Source organism: Curtobacterium subtropicum, assembly GCF_030362975.1.
Classification (GTDB): Bacteria; Actinomycetota; Actinomycetes; order Actinomycetales; family Microbacteriaceae; genus Curtobacterium; species Curtobacterium subtropicum.
Genome location: NZ_JAUCMM010000009.1, coordinates 26,863 through 49,073 on the forward strand (window position 1 = coordinate 26,863; position 22,211 = coordinate 49,073).

Annotated in this window: 24 protein-coding genes; 13 read left to right on the top strand and 11 right to left on the bottom strand. The window is 73.1% G+C overall.

Features of this window, described 5'->3' with window-relative positions:
- Positions 1 to 8: 8 nt before the first annotated feature.
- The 5 genes from rpoB to QUG98_RS12610 all read right to left on the bottom strand — a co-directional run bounded on the left by rpoB (position 9) and on the right by QUG98_RS12610 (position 7,219).
- Positions 9 to 3,497 carry a DNA-directed RNA polymerase subunit beta gene (gene rpoB / locus QUG98_RS12590; protein ID WP_289470864.1) on the bottom strand — a complete coding sequence of 1,163 codons (3,489 nt, stop codon included), beginning with the start codon at positions 3,495 to 3,497 and terminating at the stop codon, positions 9 to 11.
- A gap of 399 nt (positions 3,498 to 3,896) precedes the next feature.
- Positions 3,897 to 4,490, bottom strand: coding sequence for a hypothetical protein (locus QUG98_RS12595; protein WP_289470865.1), 594 nt, complete (start codon positions 4,488 to 4,490; stop codon positions 3,897 to 3,899).
- 370 nt (positions 4,491 to 4,860) lie between these two features.
- Entirely contained in the window at positions 4,861 to 5,541 is a 681-nt protein-coding gene (locus tag QUG98_RS12600; protein ID WP_289470866.1) for a response regulator transcription factor, read from the bottom strand.
- Positions 5,538 to 6,722 carry a histidine kinase gene (locus QUG98_RS12605; protein ID WP_289470867.1) on the bottom strand — a complete coding sequence of 395 codons (1,185 nt, stop codon included), beginning with the start codon at positions 6,720 to 6,722 and terminating at the stop codon, positions 5,538 to 5,540. Before QUG98_RS12605 ends, QUG98_RS12600 begins: the two co-directional genes overlap by 4 nt.
- On the bottom strand, positions 6,719 to 7,219 hold the full coding sequence (locus QUG98_RS12610) for a hypothetical protein (protein WP_289470868.1): 501 nt from the start codon (positions 7,217 to 7,219) through the stop codon (positions 6,719 to 6,721). Before QUG98_RS12610 ends, QUG98_RS12605 begins: the two co-directional genes overlap by 4 nt.
- 131 nt (positions 7,220 to 7,350) lie before the next feature.
- On the opposite strand from QUG98_RS12610, the gene QUG98_RS12615 reads away from it, so the two are divergent.
- The 6 genes from QUG98_RS12615 to QUG98_RS12640 all read left to right on the top strand — a co-directional run bounded on the left by QUG98_RS12615 (position 7,351) and on the right by QUG98_RS12640 (position 12,826).
- Entirely contained in the window at positions 7,351 to 8,193 is an 843-nt protein-coding gene (locus tag QUG98_RS12615; RefSeq protein ID WP_066657081.1) for a spermidine synthase, read from the top strand.
- Positions 8,194 to 8,372: 179 nt separating this feature from the next.
- Complete coding sequence (locus QUG98_RS12620) at positions 8,373 to 9,173, top strand: DUF4064 domain-containing protein (protein ID WP_289470869.1); 801 nt, start codon at positions 8,373 to 8,375, stop codon at positions 9,171 to 9,173.
- Positions 9,174 to 9,342: 169 nt separating this feature from the next.
- Positions 9,343 to 10,218 (top strand): hypothetical protein, encoded by an 876-nt coding sequence (locus QUG98_RS12625; protein ID WP_289470870.1) that lies wholly within the window; start codon positions 9,343 to 9,345, stop codon positions 10,216 to 10,218.
- On the top strand, positions 10,215 to 10,712 hold the full coding sequence (locus QUG98_RS12630; RefSeq protein ID WP_289470871.1) for a SprT-like domain-containing protein: 498 nt from the start codon (positions 10,215 to 10,217) through the stop codon (positions 10,710 to 10,712). Before QUG98_RS12625 ends, QUG98_RS12630 begins: the two co-directional genes overlap by 4 nt.
- 47 nt (positions 10,713 to 10,759) lie before the next feature.
- Positions 10,760 to 11,467, top strand: a complete 708-nt coding sequence (locus QUG98_RS12635; RefSeq protein ID WP_289470872.1) for a CGNR zinc finger domain-containing protein — start codon at positions 10,760 to 10,762, stop codon at positions 11,465 to 11,467.
- Between the two features lie 60 nt (positions 11,468 to 11,527).
- Positions 11,528 to 12,826 carry an Nramp family divalent metal transporter gene (locus QUG98_RS12640; protein ID WP_289470874.1) on the top strand — a complete coding sequence of 433 codons (1,299 nt, stop codon included), beginning with the start codon at positions 11,528 to 11,530 and terminating at the stop codon, positions 12,824 to 12,826.
- 34 nt (positions 12,827 to 12,860) lie between these two features.
- On the opposite strand, the gene QUG98_RS12645 is transcribed toward QUG98_RS12640, so the two are convergent.
- Entirely contained in the window at positions 12,861 to 13,163 is a 303-nt protein-coding gene (locus QUG98_RS12645; RefSeq protein WP_058729567.1) for a DUF427 domain-containing protein, read from the bottom strand.
- A 55-nt stretch (positions 13,164 to 13,218) separates the two neighbouring features.
- A complete protein-coding gene (locus QUG98_RS12650; protein WP_289470875.1) occupies positions 13,219 to 13,842 on the bottom strand; it encodes a hypothetical protein in 624 nt (207 codons plus the stop codon).
- 108 nt (positions 13,843 to 13,950) lie between these two features.
- On the opposite strand from QUG98_RS12650, the gene QUG98_RS12655 reads away from it, so the two are divergent.
- Together QUG98_RS12655 and QUG98_RS12660 are read left to right on the top strand one after the other, a co-directional pair.
- Entirely contained in the window at positions 13,951 to 14,583 is a 633-nt protein-coding gene (locus QUG98_RS12655; RefSeq protein WP_289470877.1) for a GNAT family N-acetyltransferase, read from the top strand.
- A 61-nt stretch (positions 14,584 to 14,644) separates the two neighbouring features.
- Complete coding sequence (locus QUG98_RS12660; protein WP_289470878.1) at positions 14,645 to 15,127, top strand: hypothetical protein; 483 nt, start codon at positions 14,645 to 14,647, stop codon at positions 15,125 to 15,127.
- A gap of 13 nt (positions 15,128 to 15,140) precedes the next feature.
- Here the strand turns inward: QUG98_RS12660 and QUG98_RS12665 are convergent, their stop codons facing one another.
- Positions 15,141 to 15,425: a DUF4333 domain-containing protein gene (locus QUG98_RS12665; RefSeq protein WP_289470879.1), complete on the bottom strand. Its 285-nt coding sequence runs from the start codon at positions 15,423 to 15,425 to the stop codon at positions 15,141 to 15,143.
- A 315-nt stretch (positions 15,426 to 15,740) separates the two neighbouring features.
- Between QUG98_RS12665 and QUG98_RS12670 the strand changes: the two genes are divergently transcribed.
- Positions 15,741 to 16,310 (top strand): DUF1684 domain-containing protein, encoded by a 570-nt coding sequence (locus QUG98_RS12670; RefSeq protein WP_289470969.1) that lies wholly within the window; start codon positions 15,741 to 15,743, stop codon positions 16,308 to 16,310.
- Positions 16,311 to 16,356: 46 nt separating this feature from the next.
- Positions 16,357 to 16,716: a GntR family transcriptional regulator gene (locus tag QUG98_RS12675; RefSeq protein ID WP_289470880.1), complete on the top strand. Its 360-nt coding sequence runs from the start codon at positions 16,357 to 16,359 to the stop codon at positions 16,714 to 16,716.
- 70 nt (positions 16,717 to 16,786) lie between these two features.
- On the opposite strand, the gene QUG98_RS12680 is transcribed toward QUG98_RS12675, so the two are convergent.
- Positions 16,787 to 17,626 (bottom strand): endo alpha-1,4 polygalactosaminidase, encoded by an 840-nt coding sequence (locus QUG98_RS12680; RefSeq protein ID WP_289470881.1) that lies wholly within the window; start codon positions 17,624 to 17,626, stop codon positions 16,787 to 16,789.
- Positions 17,627 to 17,894: 268 nt separating this feature from the next.
- On the opposite strand from QUG98_RS12680, the gene QUG98_RS12685 reads away from it, so the two are divergent.
- The gene (locus tag QUG98_RS12685) at positions 17,895 to 19,550 is read left to right on the top strand and encodes a DEAD/DEAH box helicase (RefSeq protein ID WP_289470882.1); all 1,656 of its coding nucleotides are present in this window, start codon (positions 17,895 to 17,897) and stop codon (positions 19,548 to 19,550) included.
- A 212-nt stretch (positions 19,551 to 19,762) separates the two neighbouring features.
- A complete protein-coding gene (locus QUG98_RS12690) occupies positions 19,763 to 19,963 on the top strand; it encodes a CsbD family protein (RefSeq protein ID WP_058750558.1) in 201 nt (66 codons plus the stop codon).
- 82 nt (positions 19,964 to 20,045) lie between these two features.
- Here the strand turns inward: QUG98_RS12690 and QUG98_RS12695 are convergent, their stop codons facing one another.
- Complete coding sequence (locus tag QUG98_RS12695; RefSeq protein ID WP_058729559.1) at positions 20,046 to 20,588, bottom strand: NUDIX hydrolase family protein; 543 nt, start codon at positions 20,586 to 20,588, stop codon at positions 20,046 to 20,048.
- 73 nt (positions 20,589 to 20,661) lie between these two features.
- On the opposite strand from QUG98_RS12695, the gene QUG98_RS12700 reads away from it, so the two are divergent.
- Positions 20,662 to 21,282 (top strand): alpha/beta hydrolase, encoded by a 621-nt coding sequence (locus QUG98_RS12700; protein ID WP_289470883.1) that lies wholly within the window; start codon positions 20,662 to 20,664, stop codon positions 21,280 to 21,282.
- A 168-nt stretch (positions 21,283 to 21,450) separates the two neighbouring features.
- On the opposite strand, the gene QUG98_RS12705 is transcribed toward QUG98_RS12700, so the two are convergent.
- On the bottom strand, positions 21,451 to 22,122 hold the full coding sequence (locus QUG98_RS12705; protein WP_289470884.1) for a PadR family transcriptional regulator: 672 nt from the start codon (positions 22,120 to 22,122) through the stop codon (positions 21,451 to 21,453).
- Positions 22,123 to 22,211: the final 89 nt, after the last annotated feature.

The following is a 22,211-nucleotide window of genomic DNA, read 5'->3' on the forward strand; positions in this document are numbered from 1 at the left end:
GGGCCGGCTCAGATGTCGTCGACGGACGACGACTCGAACCGCGAGGAGATGTTGATGCCGAGCTCTTCAGCGGCACGGAAGACCTCGTCGTCCGTGTCGCGGAGGCTGACCGCCTGGCCGTCGGCCGAGAGGACCTCGACGTTCAGGCAGAGCGACTGCATCTCCTTCATGAGGACCTTGAACGACTCGGGGATGCCGGGCTCCTGGATGTTCTCGCCCTTGACGATCGCCTCGTAGACCTTCACGCGGCCGAGGATGTCGTCGGACTTGATCGTCAGGAGCTCCTGGAGGGCGTAGGCGGCGCCGTACGCTTCGAGCGCCCACACCTCCATCTCACCGAACCGCTGTCCACCGAACTGCGCCTTACCACCCAGCGGCTGCTGCGTGATCATCGAGTACGGACCGGTCGAACGGGCGTGGATCTTGTCGTCGACCAGGTGGTGCAGCTTGAGGATGTACATGTAGCCGACCGAGACGGGCTCCGGGAACGGCTCGCCGGAGCGGCCGTCGAAGAGCTGCGCCTTGCCGGAGGAACCGATCAGGCGCTCGCCGTCGCGGTTCGGGAGCGTCGAGTCGAGGAGCCCCTCGATCTCGCGCTCGTACGCACCGTCGAACACCGGGGTGGCGACCTTCGTGCCGGGCGCCGCGCTGTGCGCTGCCTCCGGCAGGGCCGATGCCCACTCCTGGATGCCCTCGACGTTCCAGCCCTGCTTCGCGAGCCACCCGAGGTGGATCTCGAGGACCTGGCCGAAGTTCATGCGGCCGGGGACGCCGAGCGGGTTGAGCACGATGTCGACCGGGGTGCCGTCCGCGAGGAACGGCATGTCCTCGACCGGCAGGATCGTCGAGATGACGCCCTTGTTGCCGTGACGACCGGCGAGCTTGTCACCCGCGGTGATCTTGCGCTTCTGGGCGATGTAGACGACCACGCGCTGGTTGACGCCCGAGCCGAGCTCGTCGTCGCCGTCCTGCGCGTCGAACACCTTGACGCCGATGATCGTGCCCTCTTCACCGTGGGGCACCTTCAGCGAGGTGTCGCGCACCTCGCGCGACTTCTCGTTGAAGATCGCGCGGAGGAGGCGCTCCTCGGCCGAGAGCTCGGTCTCGCCCTTCGGCGTGACCTTGCCGACCAGGATGTCGCCGGGGCGGACCTCGGCGCCGATGCGGATGATGCCGCGCTCGTCGAGGTCGGCCAGGAGGTCCGGGCTGACGTTCGGGAGGTCGCGGGTGATCTCCTCCTTGCCGAGCTTCGTGTCGCGGGCGTCGACCTCGTACTCCTCGATGTGGATCGAGGAGAGCGTGTCGTCCTTCACGAGGTTCTGCGACAGGATCATCGCGTCCTCGTAGTTGTAGCCCTCCCACGGCATGAACGCGACGAGGAGGTTCTTGCCGAGCGCGAGCTCGCCGTTCTCCGTCGCGGGGCCGTCGGCGATGACCTCGCCCTGCTCCACGCGCTCGCCTGCGGAGACGATGACGCGGTGGTTGTAGCTCGTGCCCTGGTTCGAGCGGTCGAACTTGCGCAGGTAGTAGGTCTGCGTGCCGCCCTCGTCGAGCTGCAGGGTCACGGCGTCGGCCGAGACCTCGGAGACCACACCGGCCTTGTCGGCGGTGACGACGTCACCGGCGTCGATCGCGGTGTAGCCCTCCATGCCGGTGCCGACGAGCGGCGACTCGGAACGGAGCAGCGGGACGGCCTGACGCTGCATGTTCGCACCCATGAGGGCGCGGTTCGCGTCGTCGTGCTCGAGGAACGGGATGAGCGAGGTCGCGACCGACACCATCTGGCGCGGCGAGACGTCCATGTAGTCGACCTCGTCCTTGCCGACGAGCTCGACCTCGCCGCCCTTCTTCCGGACGAGCACCTTGTCGTCCTGGAAGTGGAAGTCGTCGGTCAGCGGCGCGTTGGCCTGGGCGACGACGAAGTCGTCCTCCTCCGATGCCGTGAGGTAGTCGATGGTCGTGGTGACCTGACCGTTCACGACGCGGCGGTACGGCGTCTCGATGAAGCCGAACGAGTTGATCCGACCGAACGACGCGAGCGAGCCGATCAGGCCGATGTTCGGGCCTTCCGGGGTCTCGATCGGGCACATGCGGCCGTAGTGCGACGGGTGGACGTCGCGGACCTCGACGCCGGCACGCTCACGGGACAGACCACCCGGGCCGAGGGCCGACAGGCGACGCTTGTGCGTCAGACCCGCGAGCGGGTTGTTCTGGTCCATGAACTGCGACAGCTGCGAGGTGCCGAAGAACTCCTTGATCGCGGCGACGACGGGTCGCACGTTGATCAGGGTCTGCGGGGTGATCGCCTCGATGTCCTGCGTGGTCATGCGCTCGCGGACGACGCGCTCCATGCGGGACAGACCCGTGCGGACCTGGTTCTGGATGAGCTCGCCGACGGCGCGGATGCGACGGTTGCCGAAGTGGTCGATGTCGTCCACGTCGAGGCGCAGCTGGACGGGCTCGCCGTCGCGGACACCGTTCAGCGTCGTCTTCTCGGCGTGCAGCGAGACGAGGTACTTGATGGTGCGGACGATGTCCTGCACGGTCAGCACCGAGTCCGAGAGCTGCGCGTCGATGCCGAGCTTGCGGTTCAGCTTGTAGCGACCCACCTTGGCGAGGTCGTAGCGCTTCGGGTTGAAGTAGAAGTTGTCGAGGAGCGCACGCGCGGCCTCGGCGGCGACCTGCTCGCCCGGACGCAGCTTGCGGTAGATGTCCTTGAGCGCCTCTTCCTTGGTGAGGACGGCGTCCTTCTCGAGGGTCGACTCGATCGAGGCGAAGCCCTGGAACTCCTCCATGATCTCCTCGCTCGTCAGGCCGAGGGCCTTGAGGAAGACGGTCACGGACTGCTTGCGCTTGCGGTCGATGCGCACGCCCACCTGGTCGCGCTTGTCGATCTCGAACTCGAGCCAGGCACCACGCGAGGGGATGACGCGGGCGGAGTAGATGTCCTTGTCGGACGTCTTCTCCTGCTGGCGCTCGAAGTACACGCCCGGCGAGCGGACGAGCTGCGAGACGACGACGCGCTCGGTGCCGTTGATGATGAACGTGCCGCGCTCGGTCATGAGCGGGAAGTCGCCCATGAAGACGGTCTGCGTCTTGATCTCACCGGTCATGTGGTTCATGAACTCGGCGTTGACGTACAGCGGCGCGGCGTAGGTCTTGCCACGTTCCTTGCACTCGTCGATGGAGTACTTCGGGTCCTCGAGCTCCGGGGACGTGAACGAGAGCTGCATGGTCTCGCCGAGGTCCTCGATCGGGGAGATCTCCTCGAAGATCTCCTCGAGGCCGGAGTGCAGCGCGAGGTCGGTGCGACCCTGCTCCTGTCCTTCGGCGAGGCGGGCCTTCCAGACGTCGTTGCCGACGAGCCAGTCGAAGCTCTCCGTCTGGAGGGCGAGCAGATCCGGCACCGTGAGGGTGTCCGTGATCTTGGCGAACGAGAGTCGCGAGTGGTTGCGACCGTTCTTGGGGTTGGTGGATGCGTTGGGCGCAGCAGCCAAGGGTGTGACCTCCGGTAGGCCCCGTCGGGCCGGTACTGACGAGCAGCACGTAGGTGAGTGGATTGATCGCTCGGCGCGACCCCGGGACCACCGACACGGAACGCACGACGACAACGACCGTCGAGGACCTGTGGGATGATCGGTGAGCGGGACCCGCCGCCATATACGGGACCGGCTGCACCAGGGCGCGTGTTCGACCGCAATATGACGACACACGAATGCCAGGGAGCGCGAACTGTCATCATAGGTCGCCCCGGCGCGCGCTGTCCAGTCCTGGCTTGACCGGATTCGGCGATGGCGTGTATAAGCACGCAGCCCGCCCCGAGATTCCTCGCATCGCCCGCAGCGACAGCGGGAGCGGCAGCGGCAGCGGGAGCGGCAGCGAGAGCGGCGACCGCGTCAGTCCACGAGCGCGCGCAGCAGCTCCTCCGGGTGCTCGGCCCGCACGAAGGTCACCCGACCCCGGTCGTCCGTGATCCGCAGGCCCCGACCAGGGGTGAGCAGGAGCGCCCGCACGCCACGGCCCAGGCGCAGCCCCACCCCGCCGAAGGTGCGCGCGTCCGCCTCGACGACCGTGACGTCCGCGATCCGGTGCCGGACGATGCGGCGCGCCGGCAGCGGTCGGAAGTGCAGCACCACGTCGGTGTCGGTGACCGCGACGCCGGTCCGCGCGAGCAGCAGCAGGGCTCCGGCGACGAGGGCGACCACGCCCGGCAGCAGCAGCGCGACCTCCGGCGCGTCCCCCGGCCAGCCGAGCACGGCCGCCGTCAGCGCGCCCCCGCCGAGCAGCAGCACGGCACCGACCGCGCGCATCCAGCGGGGAGCGCGCTCACCGTCCGCCACCACCGGCCGGGAGGCACGGTGCAGGCGCGCGGGCAGGTGCACCACCGGCAGGGCGCGGCCGGCCCGGGACGCGCGGCCGGGTCGGTCCGTCCGCGCGGGTCGGGCCGGGGAGCCCGGTCGGAGGGTGGGCAGGCTGAGGGTGTCGGTCATCGCGGTCTCCCGGTGGAGTCGTGGGTCGTGTCGCAGCCGCGGGCGCACGGGACCGTCGGTCGGCGCACGCGTCGTGCCGTGCGCCGTCGCACGCCGGAGGGCGGCGTGCCGGGGTCGAGCGGTGGGGGTGCGGGCACGCCGACGACGGGTCGGCCGCCCGGGCGCGGTGGGGGTCGCGCGGGGCCGGTCCGGTCCACGTCGTGGTCACGTCGACGGGTGGAGCGTCTCGACCTTGCGGCCGGGCACTCGACACCTGTCGGGTGACGACCCCCGGAACGGTACGGCACCGTCCTTGACGTCGGCTGGTCGCCGGGGACCGCCGTCCGATCAGCGCCACGGTCGATCAGCGCCGCTCGATCAGCACCGCCGATCAGCGCAGGACGCGGGCGACGGCCTCGGCACGGGTGCGGACCCCGAGCTTCGCGAAGACCTGGTTCACGTAGGACTTGACGGTCGGCACGGTCAGGAAGAGCTCGGCGGCGATCTCCGGGTTCGTCCGCCCGGCGGCGATCCGTTCGAGCACGTCGGCCTCCCGCGGCGTGAGCTCCGGGAAGCGGTCACGGACCGTGCGGGGTGCCGGCGCGGGCGGACGCTCCGGCACCCCGTCGGGCACGGTCTGCGTCGCCGGGGCCGCACCGAGCTGCGCGACGAGCCGCGCCCCGACCCCGGCGTCGAACGTCGCCTGTCCCGAGGCCACGGCGCGCACGGCGGTCGCGAGCTCCCGTCGGCCCGCGTCCTTCGTCAGGTACCCGCGCGCCCCGGCCCGCAGCGCGCCGACGATCGAGGCGTCGTCGGCGTAGGTCGTGAGCACGAGCACGGCGACCCCCGGGTGCGCGGCCGTGATCGCCGCGGTGGCGGTCGGGCCGTCGGTCCCCGGCATCCGCAGGTCCATCAGCACGACGTCCGGCGGGTCGTCGTCCACCATCGCGATCGCCGCTGCGCCGTCAGCGGCCTCGCCGACGACCTCGAGGTCGGGCTCCAGCGACAGCACCGTCACCAGGCCGTCCCGCACGATCGCCTGGTCGTCCACCACGAGCACCCGGATCGTCATGCCCGTTCCTCCGCCGCCCCGGTCGTCGGCACGCGCATCGCCACCACGAACGAACCACCCTCGACACCGGCGGCGACGGACGAGTCGTCGCCGAGCTCCGCGAACCGCTCCCGCATCCCCACGAGACCGAGTCCCGCCCCGGCACCCGCGGGGTCGAGAGCGGGGTCGAGCGCGTTCGTGACCGTCACGTCGACCGTCGGGCCGGCCGCGCGGACGGACAGCTCCACGGGGCGGCCGGGGGCGTGTCGGCGGGCGTTGCTCAGCGCCTCCCGGGCGGCCGCGACCACGACGGCACGGTGCGCCGCACCGACCGACGGCAGACCCAGGTCACCGCGCGTGGTGAGCACCCCGCCGAAGGCGCGGTGGGCGTCGACCAGCCCCGCCAGGTCCGCCGGCTGCGACGTCGGCACCGCCGTGTCGTCGCGGAGCGCGTACACCGCACGACGGGCCTCGGCGAGCCCCGACGCCGCGAGGGCCCGCGCGGCGCCGGCACGACGCGCTGCCTCGTCGACACGCCCCGCCTCGAGCAGCGCCTCGACGGCGTCGAGCTGCAGGACCAGGCCACCGAGCGAGTGGGCGAGCACGTCGTGGACCTCGCGGGCCGCGCGCGACCGGTCCGCCAGCAGCTCGGCGCGCTGCTGCTCGGCCTCGGCCTGCCGGGTTCGGTCCTCGACCAGGCGGGCCTGCCGGCGGCTGAACCCGACCACGGCCGCCAGGAGGAGTCCGCCGCCGGAGCCGAGCACGAGCGTGACCGGCACGCCGGTCGGCACCGCGGTGGCCGCGACCTCGACCAGCGCCACGACCGCGGCGACGGGTCCTGCCCACGGGGGCTGCAACGCACTCGCCGAGAGGACGACGACGCCCACGAGCGGCACCGCGACCGCCACCGCACCCGTGGCGACGACGACGGCCGCGCCGGCGACGACCATGACCCAGGCTGCGACGAGCAGCACGCGCTCCCGTCGGGCTGCGACCCGGAGCACCCAGGCGGCGAGCGCCACGGTCCCGACCGCCCACACCCACGCGGGCTGCCCGGTGGCCGTCCCGGTGCGCACGGACCAGTAGGTGACCACGAGGACGCCGAGCAGGTTGAGCGCCCTGGTGGTCACCGAGCCGGACCGGCCGCGCACGAGGTCGTCCCGCGCGGCAGCGGTGCGCACCGGGTCCGGACTGCTGCTCACCGGACCATCATGCCGCTGGCGGCGCGCGGCATCCGCTGGTCGACGACCAGGGCCCGCGCGGCCCGGTTCAGCGCCAGGACGAGCAGGATCGCCCCGGTCGAGGTGAGCAGGTGTGCGCCGAGGTGCCCGCCGACGACGTCGAGACCGACGCGGACGGCGATCATGAGCAGCCACAGCCCGGCGCCCGCCCAGCCGGTGCGTGACTGGAGCGTCCGGCCGTGGTCGTCCGGGGTCGGTGCCGTGCGGAAGCGGGTCATCGTCCCCATGGCCAGACCGACCGCGACCGCGAGCAGGGCCTCGACCCCGAGGAGCAGGACGTCGAGCGACGTGACGGCGGCCGAGGACTGCGCCAGCACCACGACGCCCACGACGCCGAGGACGAGCGGGGTGCGCCAGACGCGTGCCGGGTCGAACGCCCGCCAGGTCGCCTGCCGGTACGCCAGGAAGCCGACGAGGACGAGGCCGATGACGGCGTTCGCGATGAGCTGGGTGGACACGGTGTGCCTTCCATCGAGGTGTCCGGCGGGGGTCCCCGACCGGTGCTCCCAGCCTCGCGAGCCGGCGGTCGGCGGCACACCACCCACGGGTGGTGGTCGGGGTGGGGATCACGGTGGTGTTCCATGGACGCATGGCTGATGCGTTCGACGGGTTCCGGATCGGTGCGGGCTGGGCGTCGGTCGAGCCGGACCGGCACCGCCCCGGGTCCTTCACGCTCGTGGTGGACGGCACGCCGCAGTCGCACGTCGACCTCGAGGACCCGACCCACCTGGCGTTCGAGTACATCCGGCGCATCGGGCACGCGATCGACCTGCTGCCGGAGGGTCCGATCACGGCGCTGCACCTCGGCGCGGGTGCGCTGACCCTGCCCCGCTACGTCGCCGTCACCCGTCCGGGTTCGCGGCAGCAGGTCGTCGAGCTGGAGCGGGACCTGGTCGAGCACGTGCGCGAGGTGCTCCCCTTCCCCCGCGGTGCGTCGATCCGCGTGCGGTACGGGGACGCCCGTGAGGTCCTCGGCAAGCTGCCGGCCGGACTCCGCGGCACCGTGGACCTGGCGGTCGTCGACGTGTTCGGCGGCTCGCAGATCCCCGCACACGTGACGAGCGTCGAGTTCTACCGCTCGGTCGCCGAGTTCCTCTCCCCCACCGGCATCGTCGCCGTCAACGTCGCCGACGGAGCCGGACTGGCGTTCGCGCGCGGGCAGGCATCGACCCTGCAGGCGGTGCTGCCGTCGGTCGCCGCGGTCGCCGACACCGGCATGCTGAAGGGGCGGCGCTTCGGGAACATCGTGCTGCTGGGATCGAGGACCGACCTGCCCGTGGCGGACATGCCGCGGCGGTACTCCTCCGATCCGATGCCGGCCAAGGTGGTGCACGGGCAGGAGCTCCGCGCCTTCACGGCGGGGGCACCCATCGTCACCGACGCGACCGCGGTCGCGTCCCCCGAGCCGAACCGCAGCGTCTTCGGCGGCTGACCCCGCGGTCGCGCGCGACCACCCACCGGACGGGAGGCGCGGTGCCGGTCCGGCACCGCGCCTCCAGGCCGCGGAACGGGTACAGGAGCACCGTGTCCCCCTGAACACGTCGGGCGTCCGGCTGCCAGGATGGGGGACAACGACCGCGCAGCTGCGCGACCGACCGAGGGAGTCCCCTGATGACGAACGACGACCGGAGCAACGAGGACCGGACGGGCGACGGCAACGCACCGGTGTGGGGCAGTGCACCGCAGCACGACCGACACGACGCGCCCCGCTACGGCGAGCGCGTCGATCCGGCGCCGGGCTCGGCGCCGCGGTACGGCGAGCGCGACCAGGGTCAGCCGCAGTACGGCCAGCAGCAGCAGTACGGCGAGCGCGACCAGTACGGGCAGCAGCAGTACAGCCAGTCGGCGCAGTACGGCGAGCGCGACCAGCGCGGCGGGTACGACCAGCGTGACGGGCGCCCCGAGTCCCCGACCTGGGGCGAGCACCAGGGCTCGCACCAGCCGTACGCGGCGTCCTCGGCTCCGGCGAGCGCGGGCAGCCCGGCGTGGCAGTCGTACGAGGAGCCGAAGCGGAAGAAGAAGACCGTCGGTCTCGTCGCGTTCGCGCTCGGCATCCTGTCGCTCGTGCTCGGCGTCGTCGGCGGTGCCGTGATGGGTGCCGCCTTCGCCGGCAACGCTGCACTCGAGCAGATCGCGCGGGACGGCGGAGGCACGGCGCAGCAGCAGGAACAGCTGCAGCAGCAGCTCATGAACGACCCGTCCGCGATGAGCCAGATCGGCGGCGGCGGGATCATCGTCCTCATCGCGGCCGTCCTCGGCCTCTGGGCCCTGGTGCAGGGCATCATCGCCGCGGTCGCGGGTCGGGGGCGGGTCTGGGGTGTCCTCGCGATCATCCTCGCCGTCGTCGCCACCTTCGCGACGTTCATCGCGCTCACCGTCGCGGCGGCCGCCGCGGTCACCGGCAGCAACTGACACACGTCCCCCGACGGCCCGTCCCGCTGCAGCGGGGCGGGCTGTTCCGTGTCCGGGTGCCCTGCCGTGTCCGGGTTCCCTGCCGCGTCCGGGCACCCTGCCGCGTTCTCGCACCCCCCGTGCGCGTGGCACCGCTCGCTCACGGGACGCCCCGGTTACCCTCGAACCGATGTCCCTCCCGCCCGACGACAGCCAGCAGCCCGACCGCGCCGACCGCGCTCGGGAACCCCGTCACGCCGCACCGGGTGACTCCGCCCCGGTCACCGCGGGTGTGAGCCCGGGGAGCACCTTCGCGCCGATCAGCCTGCGGCCCGCCGTGGACGCCGACGCCGTGCAGCAGCGGCTGCGCGACCTCGGGCAGAGCCGCAGCACCGAGGCCCTGGCCGAGCGCGCCGAGCTCCTCCGGCTGCTCGGTCGGCTGGACGAGTCGCTCGTCGTCGCCGAGGAGGTCTTCCGCCTGACCATGTTCACCGGCGAGCGGTCGGACAAGGTCGCCGCCCGCATCCGCCGCGCGCACGTGCTGCACGACCTCGGTCGCCACGAGCGCGCCGCCACCGAGGCCGCCATGGCGCGGGACACCGCCCGGACCGAGGAGTGGCCGGAGCTCGAGGGCGCCGCCGCCGAGCTCGAGGGCTGGTCACTGTTCGAGCTGTCCCGCTTCGACGAGGCCCGCTCGGCCCTCTCGCGTGCCTACCAGGCCTTCCGCCAGGCCGGGGCGCCGTCGGAGCGCACCGAGGCACTCCGCACCGCGGTCGAGGCCGCGCTCCGGGCCTCGGTCGCGCAGCCGAAGACCACCGGCGACAAGCCCCGCACCGCGCGCGAGGTCGCCGCCCGCCGCGCCGAGGACGACGAGCCGCAGACGACCCGCGTCGCCGAGCCGGTGAAGCAGGTCCCGCCGGTCCGCCGTCGCGTGCTCGGTGCCCCCGACGCGGCACGCACCGACGCCGACGACATCTGGGGCCGGATCGCGGCGAAGGCGGCGCAGAAGGGGCAGGCGCCGCGCGACGAGCCGACCGACGACCTGCCGGGCACCGACCGCCGGTGACGACGGCGCAGTCTGCGTCCGCGGCTGCTTCCGGTCCGACTCCGGAGTGGGTCCGTTCACGGGCCGAGCAGCTCCTGGCAGCACACCTCGGTCCGGGCGGGTGGACCTTCGCGTTCGACCACGCGAAGACCCGCGCCGGCCAGTGCGACTTCGGCCGTCGACGCATCACGGTGAGCCGGCACATCGCCAGCAGGGTGTCGGAGGAGGACGTCGACCAGGTCCTGCTGCACGAGGTCGCTCACGCGCTGGCCGGTCCCCGCGCCGGACACGGCCCCGTGTGGCGTCGCACCGCCGCGAGCATCGGCTACACCGGGTCCCGCCTGTACGACGGGCCGGTCGCGTCCGAGCTCGCACCCTGGGTCGGCACCTGCCCGGCGGGCCACGAGCACTTCCGCTACCGCACGCCCACCCGACCGCTGGCGTGTGCCCGGTGTTCGCGGCGCTTCGACGGCCGCAACCTCATCACCTGGGAGCGTCGCGCGGCTACCGCATGATCGATCCGCCACGTGGAGGCGCGCCGGGGAGCCGTTAGCCTGGACGGATGCACACGGGGCAGCACATCCGGACGGACAGCGGGTCGTCGTGGTTCTTCGACGCCGGCCGGATCGCCCTCGACTTCGCCCACACCGGTGGCTTCGCGGACGATCCCGACGGCCGACGCCCGCGCGCCCGGCTCGGGGAGCTCCTCGTGACGCCAGCCGACCTGGACGAGTGGCTGAGCGACCACACCGAACCGATCGACGTCGGCGCCACGGCACGGGAGCTGCAGGACGCCCGCGCCCTGCGTTCCGCGATCGGTCGACTGGCCGTCGCCGCGGCCCCGGCCCCGGCCCCGGTCGGGTCGTCGGACGCCGCTGCCCGGACCGCCGTCGCCGTCGGACTCCGCGCGGGGACCGGCCGCACACGACCGGCGCCGGACGACATCGACACCGTGAACCTGTTCGCGGCGCTGCCGGACGTGCCACCGAGCCTGCCCGGGGGCCGACGCCGAGCGGGCGCGAATCGGGTCCGCCTCGCCCAGGCCCTGTCGAGCGTGGCGCGGGACGCCGTGGCGCTCTTCACCGAGGTCGGCTTCGACGACGTCGCCGCCGACGGACAGCCGACCCGCCTGAGCCGCTGCTCGGCCGACGACTGCGGGCTCGTGTTCTACGACTCCTCACGTGGCGGTACCCGGCGGTGGTGCTCCATGCAGCGGTGCGGCAACCGGGCGAAGGTGCGGGCGCACCGAGCTCGGCGCGCCGCAGCCTGAGCGAACTTCCCCAGCCCGAATCTGTGGATTCGGTACACCGAAACCTGGCAGGCTGTCGGCATGACCGACACCGCCGCCGCTCGACGTGCCCACCCCGGTCGATCCGGACACGCCGGTTCCGGTGCACCCGGTCCCGGTCGGCCACGCCGCCGCGCCGCGGGCCCGTCGCTGCTCGGCCCCGCGTTCGTCGCCGCGATCGCGTACGTCGACCCGGGCAACGTCGCGGCGAACCTGACCGCCGGCGCGCAGTACGGGTACCTGCTGCTCTGGGTGCTCGTCGCCGCGAACGCCAGCGCCGTCGTGGTCCAGTACCTGTCGGCGAAGCTCGGGGTCGTCACCGGTCGATCGCTGCCGGAACACCTCGGCCTCCGCATGCGGCGCACGCCCCGACTCCTGTTCTGGGTGCAGGCGGAGGTCGTCGCCGCCGCCACCGACGTCGCCGAGGTCATCGGCGGCGCGCTGGCCCTCCACCTGCTGTTCGGCCTGCCGCTCGTCGTCGGCGGCGTGCTCACCGGCGTCGTGTCGATGGCGATCCTGCTCCTGCACAGCCGTCGGGGCACCCGCACCTTCGAGGCCGTGGTGACGACCATGCTCGCCGTCCTGACGGTCGGCTTCTGCGCCGGACTGCTGTCCGCGCAGGTCTCCCCCGGCGAACTGGTCAGCGGCCTGGTCCCCCGCTTCGAGGGCGCGCAGTCGGTCCTCCTCGCCGCGTCGATGCTCGGCGCGACGGTGATGCCGCACGCGGTCTACCTGCACTCCGCCCTGGCCCGGGACCGCCACGGCGACGTCCCCGCCGGCCCGGAGCGTCGCCGGGTGCTCGTCGCGACGCGGTGGGACGTCGCCCTGGCCCTCGTCGTCGCGGGTGGTGTCAACGTCTGCATGCTCGTGCTCGCCGCGGCCACGCTGCCGGGGGTCGCCGGCACCGACACCATCCCCGGCGCGCAGGCCGCGATCGAGGCGAACGTCGGCCCGGTCGTCGGCGTCCTCTTCGCGGTGGGCCTGCTGGCGTCCGGCCTGGCCTCGACGTCGGTCGGCTGCATGGCCGGTGCGGAGATCATGCACGGGCTGCTGCACGTCCGTGTGCCGCTCGTGGTGCGTCGGCTCGTCACGCTGCTGCCCGCCGTGGTGCTGCTCGCCGTGGGCGCGGACCCGACGATGCTGCTCGTGCTCAGCCAGGTGGTGCTGAGCTTCGGCATCGCCTTCGCGATCGTGCCGCTCGTGGTCTACACCTCGCGGCGGAGCGTCATGGGGGCAGACGCCAACGCGATGACCACCCGCGTGGTCGCGGGGGTCATCGCGCTGGTGATCGTCGCCCTCAACGTGGCACTCGTGGTGCTGACCCTGACCGGGGCCGCCTGAACCGGCGGGCACCGTCGGCCGGGCCGCGGGTCCGTCAGTCGACGACGCGGACGTCCTTCCAGAAGGCGTAGTACCCCGAGTAGTCCTTGCCGACCCGGTCGAACGACGACGGGATCGGCGTCGGGTACGTCCAGGCGCGGTCCGGCAGCTCCTGGCCGTCGACCGTGACGGTGTAGTACTGCGTGTCGCCCTTCCACGGGCAGTGGTACTGGGTGTCGCTCTCCGAGAAGAACTCCGGCTTCACGCTCGACGGCGGGAAGTACCAGTTGCCCTCGATCTGGATGAGGTCCTCCTGCGGAGCCTCCGCGATCACGGTGTCGCCGACGACTGCCTTCATGACGTGCTCCTTGCGATCAGCGGCGTCCTCGCGACGCCTGGTGCGATCCGGAACGCTACGCCCGGACCCCGGATTCCCGCAGGACGACCAGCTCGGGTCCCGCGGCGAGCGCCGTGTGCACCGTCTCGCGGTCCAGGTCCGCGGCGCCCTCGGCGGCGCTGACGAGGTGCTGCACCGCACGGCGGAGTCCCGTGTACGCCGCGCAGGCCGCGGCCGCCTCGGGCGACGTGTGGTCGATCCCGACGGTGACGAGGGCGTCGACCACCGCGCCGGCGGCGAGCAGGTCCTCGACCGCGGGCTCGGGTACCTCGGCGGTGTCGCTCGGCTCGCCGGCCGCGTCCGCGACGGTCGCGGCGCCCCCGGTGGTGCGACCGGCGGCGACGACGGCGACGACGCACCGGTCGCCGCGCTCGGCCTGGAGGCTCGTCACCCGCTCCGCGATCGCCGCCGCGTTCCCCAGGTGGCCGAGCACCACCTCCGGACCGTCCGGCACCAGGGCTGCCGCGGCCCGTGCGCGCGCTGCGTGGTCGTCCCCGCGCCCCGGGTGCGCGGCGGACGGCGCCCGGTCCGGTAGCACGTCCGCCCAGACCACCAGGTGCGTGCCGTGCGCGATGCGGTCGGCACCGGCATTCCCCCACGCGAACCGGACCTGGTACTTCTCCTGGGTGCGTGCTGCCACCGCTCCACGATAACCGCGGTCCGCACCTGATCGTCCCCACAGGACCGCGCTGCGCGGGGCTCGTCCGCCGACCCCGCTGTCGGTCCGGCGACCGTAGGATCGGTGACCATGGAGATCGCCACCGTCCCCACCCTGACCGGCGACCGCATCACCCTCGAGCCCCTGGCTGCCGAGCACGCGGACGACCTGCGGGCGGCGGTGGCGGACGGCGACCTCTGGCGCACCTGGTACACCTCGGTGCCGGCTCCCGATCGCGTCGAGGCCGAGATCGACCGACGGCTCGGCGAGCACGCGGCGGGACGGATGGTGCCCTTCGCGATCCGCGACCGTCCGACCGGTCGGGTCGTCGGGGCCACCACCTTCGCGAACATCGACACCGCCAACCGTCGCGTCGAGATCGGGTACACGTTCCTGGCGCGTGCCGCGCAGCGGAGCGGGATCAACACCGAGGCGAAGCTGCTGCTGCTCTCGCACGCGTTCGACGCCTGGGACTGCATCGCGGTGGAGTTCCGGACCCACTGGCACAACCAGCAGTCGCGGGCGGCGATCGCGTCGCTCGGGGCGAAGCAGGACGGTGTGCTCCGCAGTCACTCGATCGGCCGCGACGGCACGCTCCGCGACACCGTGGTCTTCTCGATCACCGCCGCCGAGTGGCCGACCGTGCGCCTGTCGCTCACCGAGCGGCTGCGCACCCGGGACCGCGCCGAGGGCGCTCGCCGCCGGGCCGCCCGGCACGCCTGACGCCTCGGCCGTCCCCCGTCGGCGCGTCACCCGTCCAGAGCCTCGGCGTAGCGTCCGCGCCATGCACGTCGGTCTCCGCATCGTCCTCGACGCACCCGTCGACGCCGTCCGCGACGCCCTGCTGTCGCCCTCGGTGATGGTCGCCGTCACGAAGCCGTTCCTCGTCTACCGGTCGCGGTCGCCCGAGGGGCTGCCGGAGCGCTGGACCCCCGGCGTCCCGCACCCGATCACCGCCGACGCGTTCGGGGTGGTGCCGAGCGGCGACACACACGTCGACATCGACCTGTACGAGGTCGACGGTGTCCCGGTGCAGCGCGACAACGGGGGTGGTACCTCGGGGCTCTTCGGCCGGATGACCATGCGGCACCGGATGGCCGCCGTCGACCTCGGGGACGGTCGGACCCTGCTGCTCGACCGGCTGACCTACCGGATGCGTCCCGCGGTCCTCGGTGCCGCGCTCTGGCCGGGCATGTGGGTGATCTGGCAGTGGCGTGCGCTCCGGATGCGGCAGCTCGCGCCGTCCTGGCGCCGTCCCGGTAGCTGACGCGGACCGTCCGTCAGGACTTCGGCTGCTCGTCCACCTGCACGTGGACCGAGTAGTCCGTGCCCTCGACGTCGCCGACCTCGACCGTGGAGTCGTACACGGTGGTGTCGCCGTCGGCACCGATCTCGCAGTGCACGGTGTTCCCCTCGACCAGGTCGATCGGGTCCTCGCCGCAGTCGACGAGCGGCCGCTGACCGACCTCGCGCTCGAGCGCGTCGGCCACCGCACGCTCGAAGCCGGGCGGTGACACCGTCCGGTTCGCCGAGGTGGAGACCGTGCACCCTGCCAGGACCGCCACGAGTGCCGTCCCGGTGACGGCGGCGACCGCCGTCCGACCGGCTCGCGGCCAGGCCCGGCCGCTCGTCCTCGCCCTGCTCCGGCTGTCCCGTCCCACCACGTCGTCCGTCCCCTCGTCGGTCGCTGTCCGACCAGTGTGCCAGGGCCCCGCGCGGCCGTCCGCCGGCCGACGAGCGCAGGACGCCGTCCACAGGACCGGCCGGTCGCTGACGGGTCCGGAGCCCCCGGGCGTACGCTCGTCCTCGTGAGCCAGACGCAGGAGCCGAGGGCCCAGGACCGCGTGCACAGCACGCTCGCCACCGTGGACTGGCGGCGGATGACGTTCGACCTGTACCGACGGGTGCGGGCGACGGCCGATCCCGAGACCGCGCACGCGATGTGGCGCGAGACGCGCGACGCGATGTTCGCCGAGCACCCGGCCAGTCCGCTGCTCGACGAGGACGCCCGCGACTTCGAGGCGCTGCCGGTCCCCGACTACGACCCCGAGTGGCGGTTCCGGGCACGCATCGAGTCCGCCGAGCCGCAGGCGATGGACGTCGAGACGGGCACCGACGGCATCGTGCACTTCGACCGGCTCGGCGTCGTCCGACTGCCGGGCATCGGGACGCTCGACGTGTGGTCGCACGGCGGCTACGCGGGCGGGGTCTTCGTCCCGGTGAAGGACGCCAGCGCCGGCCGCGCCCGTGGGACGTACGGCGGCGGCCGCTACCTGCTCGACACGATCAAGGGTGCGGACCTCGGCGGTGACGACGGCGAACTCGTCCTCGACTTCAACTTCGCGTACAACCCCTCGTGCGCGTACGACCCGGCGTGGGCGTGCCCCCTCGCGCCCCCGGGCAACACCGTCGCCGTGCCGATCCCGGTCGGCGAGCAGTACGACTTCTGACACCACGCCGGTACGAGCACACGGACAGGACACAAGGGTGGATCGCATGACGGGACTCGTGGCACTCGACGCGGGCGGCCGGGTGCCGCCGTTCGAGCAGGTCCGTTCGCAGATCGCGGCGCAGATCGCCGCCGGCTACCTGGTGGACGGGGAGCGCCTGCCGAGCGTGCGGGCCCTCGCCGAGGAGCTCTCGCTCGCCCCGGGCACGGTCGCGAAGGCCTACCAGCTGCTCGAGGAGGCCGGGCTCGTGCACACCGCTCGGGGTGCCGGCACGCGGGTCGTGCGCCCGGCCGAGGTGCCCGACGCCGTCGCCACGGCGGCGCACGCCCTGGTGGCCGCTGCGCGCGAGGCCGGGCTGTCCGCCGATCAGGCCGCGGCGGCCCTGCGCGACGCCTGGCCCGCCTGACCCGGCCACCCGCGAGCCGCAGCTCGCGGGGCCGACGCGATCCGCGCCTCCCGGCCGTCCCCGTCCCCCGTCAACAGTGCTCGAAGACGTACTCGTCCGAGGCAGGGGTGACCAGGTCGCGGTCCCGCAGGATCGTCATGGCCGGACGGTCGCGCAGCCGGCACACCGACGCCCACGACCGGTCGAGGGTGTCCGCGTACTCGACGTCGATCACGCGCTTGCCGTACGCCTCCGTGTAGGCCGAGCACTCGTCGTACTGCACGCACTCCTCGGCGACGACGAAGTCGAAGCCCGTCGACTGCCGACCGGCCTTCCCGAGCTGCGGGGTGTTCTTCTGCCCGACGGCCAGGCCGTGCTCGTGCCCGAGTCGGACGAGCGCCTGCGCGAGCGCGAGGTTCCCGGACCGGCTCAGGCGCTTCCCCGACCGCGTCCACGAGTCGAGGTTGTCGAACTCGACGGCGGCGAAGCCCCGGTCGGCGCACCGCGCGATCGCCCGCGAGAGCTCCTGCGTGATCGCGGCGCGCTCCGCGGCGGTCCGGGTGTCGAGGAGCACCTCGTCCGGCCAGCCCGGATCGGCGACGAGTTCCCCCGAGTCGTCGCGCAACAGTGCCGACGGAGCACGGCGCTCCCACTCGGCGAGCGTTCCCGGCTGCGTCTGGAAGCCGTTGACGTAGCAGATCGAGTACTTGCCGGCGGCCGGACGGTCGGTGCTGTCACGCTCGACGATCGTCACGCCCGACGGCGGCGTGTAGCCGCCACCGAGCTGGTAGTCCGGGCGTCCCGAGGTCGGCAGGTCCCGGTGCGAGGGCGCCGACGACGCGGCGGGCGCGGCAGCCTCGGCGCAGCCTCCGCTGCCGAGGACGGCGACCAGCGCGACCGCGGTGGTCAGGAGGACGGATCGCGTGCGCACGAGGGGATCATCGCACGCCGGAGGCGAACGGCCTCCGCTCGTTCGACGGGCACCCGCTATGCTGGTGGTACTCGAGGCGCCGATCGCCTCGTGCGTCGTACGGACGCCCCCGACTCCCGACCCTCATCCGGTCGATGATCGCGCACCGTCACCCGGTGCCAGGCTCTCTGCTGCGGCGACCGCGCCAGCCACGCTGGCGCGGGGATCCCGCCCGCGCGCCGAACCCGAGCGCGCCCACGGCCGGCACGTGCCGGCTCGAAAGGTCACGATGACCGCCACTCCTTCCGACATCCGCTTCTCCGACCTCGGCGTCCCCGCGCCGATGGTCCAGTCCCTCGCCCAGCAGGGCAAGGAGACCGCGTTCCCCATCCAGGCCGACACACTGCCCGACTCCCTGCAGGGCAAGGACGTGCTCGGTCGCGGGCGCACCGGTTCGGGCAAGACCATCGCCTTCGCGATCCCGCTCGCGGCCCGTCTGGCCGCGAGCCGTCGGCCGCGTCGCGCCGGTCGCCCCCGCGCGCTGGTGCTCGCCCCGACCCGTGAGCTCGCGACCCAGATCGACGCGACGCTCGCGCCGCTCGCGAAGTCGATGGGCCTGAACACCACGACGATCTTCGGCGGTGTCGGCCAGGGCCGTCAGGTCGACGCGCTCCGTGCCGGTGTCGACGTGGTCGTCGCCTGCCCGGGTCGCCTCGCCGACCTCATGCAGCAGGGGCACGTGAGCCTCGGCGACATCGAGGTCACCGTCCTCGACGAGGCCGACCACATGGCCGACATGGGCTTCCTGCCCGGTGTGACGAAGATCATGCAGGCGACGCCCGAGCAGGGGCAGCGCCTGCTGTTCTCGGCCACGCTCGACAACGGTGTGGACAAGCTCGTCAAGAAGTTCCTGCACAGCCCGGTGATGCACTCGGTCGACGACGAGACCAGCCCGGTCGAGGCCATGACCCACCACCTGTTCGAGGTCGCCGACGCCGACGCGAAGAAGGACCTCGTCCGCGCGCTCGCCTCGGGCACCGGCCGCCGCATCCTGTTCATGCGCACGAAGCACCACGCGAAGCGCCTGGCGAAGCAGCTCACCAGCCAGGGCATCCCGGCCGTCGACCTGCAGGGCAACCTGTCGCAGGGCGCCCGGGAGCGCAACCTCGCCAAGTTCTCGTCCGGCGAGGCCCTCGTGCTCGTCGCCACCGACGTCGCCGCCCGCGGTGTGCACGTCGACCACGTCGAGCTCGTGGTGCACGTCGACCCGCCGACCGAGCACAAGGCGTACCTGCACCGCTCGGGCCGCACCGCGCGTGCCGGTTCGTCGGGCGACGTCGTCACCGTGACGCTGCCGGCCGAGCGCCGCGACGTCGCGCAGATGATGCGTGCCGCGGCGATCAAGGTCACCCCGCAGCAGGTCACCGCGACCTCGCCGGCCGTCACCGCGCTCGTGGGCGAGGTGGCGCCGATCCGCCACCTCGAGCCGGAGCAGCCGGCGCAGCAGCAGCGCCAGCGGCAGCCGCGCGCGACCGACAGCGGTCGCGCCGAGTCGACGGGCGGCGGTCGTCGTCGTGGTCGCGGCGGACGGTCGGGAGGCTCGACGCAGGCTCCGGAGACCGCCTCGGCAGGTCGCGGCTCGGGTCGCGCCGCCGGTGGTCGCGGTGGCCGTCCGGCCACCGCGGGTGCCCCGGCCGGTGGTGCCGGTCGCGGGAACGGCTCGGGCGCTGCGGCGTCGGGCGGTGCGACCGGTGGCGGTCAGCGCCGTTCGGGCGGCAGCCGTCGGGCGTCGAGCGACGTCGTGCGTGGCGGGTCCGCTCCGGTGTGGTCGTCCGAGGGCGGCTACGCGGCGGGTCGGTCCGGCGCGGGTGAGTCCGGCGGCGGTCGTCGCCGCGGGGGCTCGCGTCGCGCGTCCCGTCCGGCCGGGGCTGCCGACCGCCACTGAGCCGGTGGTCCGTGCTCGCGCTGCTCGGGCTGAGTGATCCGCCGAAGCGACAGGATGCCGCCGATGTTCAGCGGCGTCCTGTCGCTTTCGCGTTGGCATCCGGAACCTGGACGTCCGGTGGGAGCAGCGGGAGTGCTCCCGCGTACGTTCTCCCTCACCGAAGGCGGCGCGAGCTGCCGACGGGGAATCGTCCGTCGTTGGAAGGAGACCGTATGGCTGGCAGCGAAGAGAACCACACCGGCGAGAAGCTCGTCGGCAAGGTCAAGGAGGGTCTCGGCAACCTGACCGGCAACGACAAGCTCAAGGCCGAGGGTCAGACCGACCAGGCCAAGGCGTCGGCCAAGCAGGGCGTCGACGACGTGAAGGATGCGGCGCACGGCGTCGCGGACTCCCTCCGCGACGAGAAGCACTGAAGCCGGTCCACGACCGCGCTGCGAAGCCCCCGGAACCGTGCGGTCCCGGGGGCTTCGTCGTGCGCGCGGGTCGGTCGGAGGGCTAGTGCAGGGCGCCGACCGAGGCGAGGCCGGCGCGCAGGAGTGCCCCGCGACCGCCCTCCATCTCCTCGGCCACCGCGTCGGAAGCTGCCTCCATCGGGCTCATCCACGTGAGCTCGAGGGCGTCCTGGCGCGGCTCGCAGGTCCCGGTGACGGGCACCACGTAGGCGAGGGAGATCGCGTGCTGCCGCTCGTCGGTGAACACCGAGGCACCGGGCAGCGGGAAGTACTCGGCCACCGTGAAGGGTGTCGGGCTCGCGGGCAGCTGCGGGAAGGCCATCGGGCCGAGGTCCTTCTCCAGGTGCCGGAAGAGCGCGGTGCGGATCGACTCGCCGAACATCACGCGGCCGGAGACCAGGGTGCGGGCGATCGAGCCGCTCGGCGCGACGCGGAGCAGGACGCCGACCTCGGTCACGACACCGAGCCCGTCGGTCCGCACGGGCAGTGCCTCGACGTAGCAGATGGGCAGTCGACGACGGACGTTCGCGAGTTCCTCGTCGGACAGCCAGCCGGAGTCGGGGTCGGGGGTGCGGAGCGAGGCCATGCACCGTGTCTACCAGTCGCCCCGGCGAGTTCGGCGGAAGGCGCGGTCGCTGTGGACGGCTAGCGTTGTCCACGTGATCGATGCGGACATCGTGCAGTGGACCCGCCCGGCCGACGAGCGCGCGGGGACACCCCTGCTCGTGGCGATGCACGGGGTCGGTTCGAACGAGCGTGACCTGCTCGGCCTGGCGCCGGCGCTGCCCTCCGCGTGGACGATCGCGTCGCTCCGCGCTCCGATGCCCTGGGGGCCCGGGTTCTCCTGGTACCCGCTCGGGACGCCGGGGTCCCCCGCGCTCGAGCCGGTCGACGACGCCGCCGAGGGTGTCCTCGACTGGATCGACGCCGTGTCCGCCGACCATCCGCGGATCGGACTGCTCGGGTTCTCGCAGGGTGGGTCGATGGCGCTGCAGCTGCTCCGCGCCCGACCCGGGGCGTTCGCGTTCGCCGTGTCGCTCTCCGGGTTCGTGGTGCCCGGGGTGACGGACTCCCGCGACGAGGCCGTCTCGACCGTCCGGCCGCGGGTCTTCCTCGGGCACGGCGACCTCGACCCGGTGATCCCGCCCGATGCCACCGCCCGCACGCAGGCGTGGGCCGCCGCGCACACGGACGTGACCGACCGGACCTACGCCGGCCTGCAGCACGCGGTGTCCGCCGAGGAGCTCGCGGACGTGGCCGCCTTCGTCGACGCGTCCTGACGAGCGGACCCGCGACGGAACCGCGACGGCGACAGCCCGCCGCGATCGGTCTGCGGTGGGCTGTCGCCGTCGTGGACGTGTCCGGGTGACCGGCTGCCGGACGGGAGGCCCGTGGCGGGCCCGCCACGGGCCTCCCGTCCGGTGCTGGGTCGAGCGGACCGCTCGCCGCTACTCGGCGAGGATCTGCAGCAGGTCCTTGCGGAGCTGGTCGACCTTCGCCGTCGCGGCCTTCGTCTGCTCGTCGGAGGCACTGGTGCGGTACACGTGCAGCACCCCCATGGCCTTGCGGAGGGCCTCGACGAACTCGCGCTGCGTGTCGGGCATGCCCGGCGCTGCGTCGAACGCGGCGGCGATCTCGTCCGCCTTCGCCTCGGCCTCGGCGCGACCGGCGTCGGTGAGCTCGAAGAGCGTCTTGCGGCCGTCGCCCGTCGAGACGACGAGGTCCTCGTCGACGAGCTGCTGGAACGTCGGGTAGACCGAGCCGGGGCTCGGCTTCCAGGCGCCGCCGGTGCGCTCGGCGATGGTCTTGATCACGGCGTAGCCGTTCTGCGGGCCCTCGGCGAGCAGGCCGAGGATCGCGAGGCGGACGTCGCCGCGACGGCGGCGTTCGCGTCCGAACCCGGGGCCGCCGCCGAACCCGGGACCGAAGCCCGGGTCGAAGCCGCGTCCGCCGGGGCCGAAGCCGCCGCGACCGCCGTGGTCGTGGTCGCCGCGGTCGCGGCCGGGGAAGCCGTGGCCGTGGTGCTGCCGCGCGCCGCCGAAGCGGGGGCCGCGCGGGCCGGTGCCGCGGGTGCCGCGGCGGGGCGTGGTGCTGTCGAGGTCATCGTACGAGGTGCGCATGATGACTCCTTCCTGTCGTGGTGAAGTGGGCTCGCGATCAGTTGTGTACCAGTCGCGATGCCTCAACGATAGATCGGTAACTATCGCTG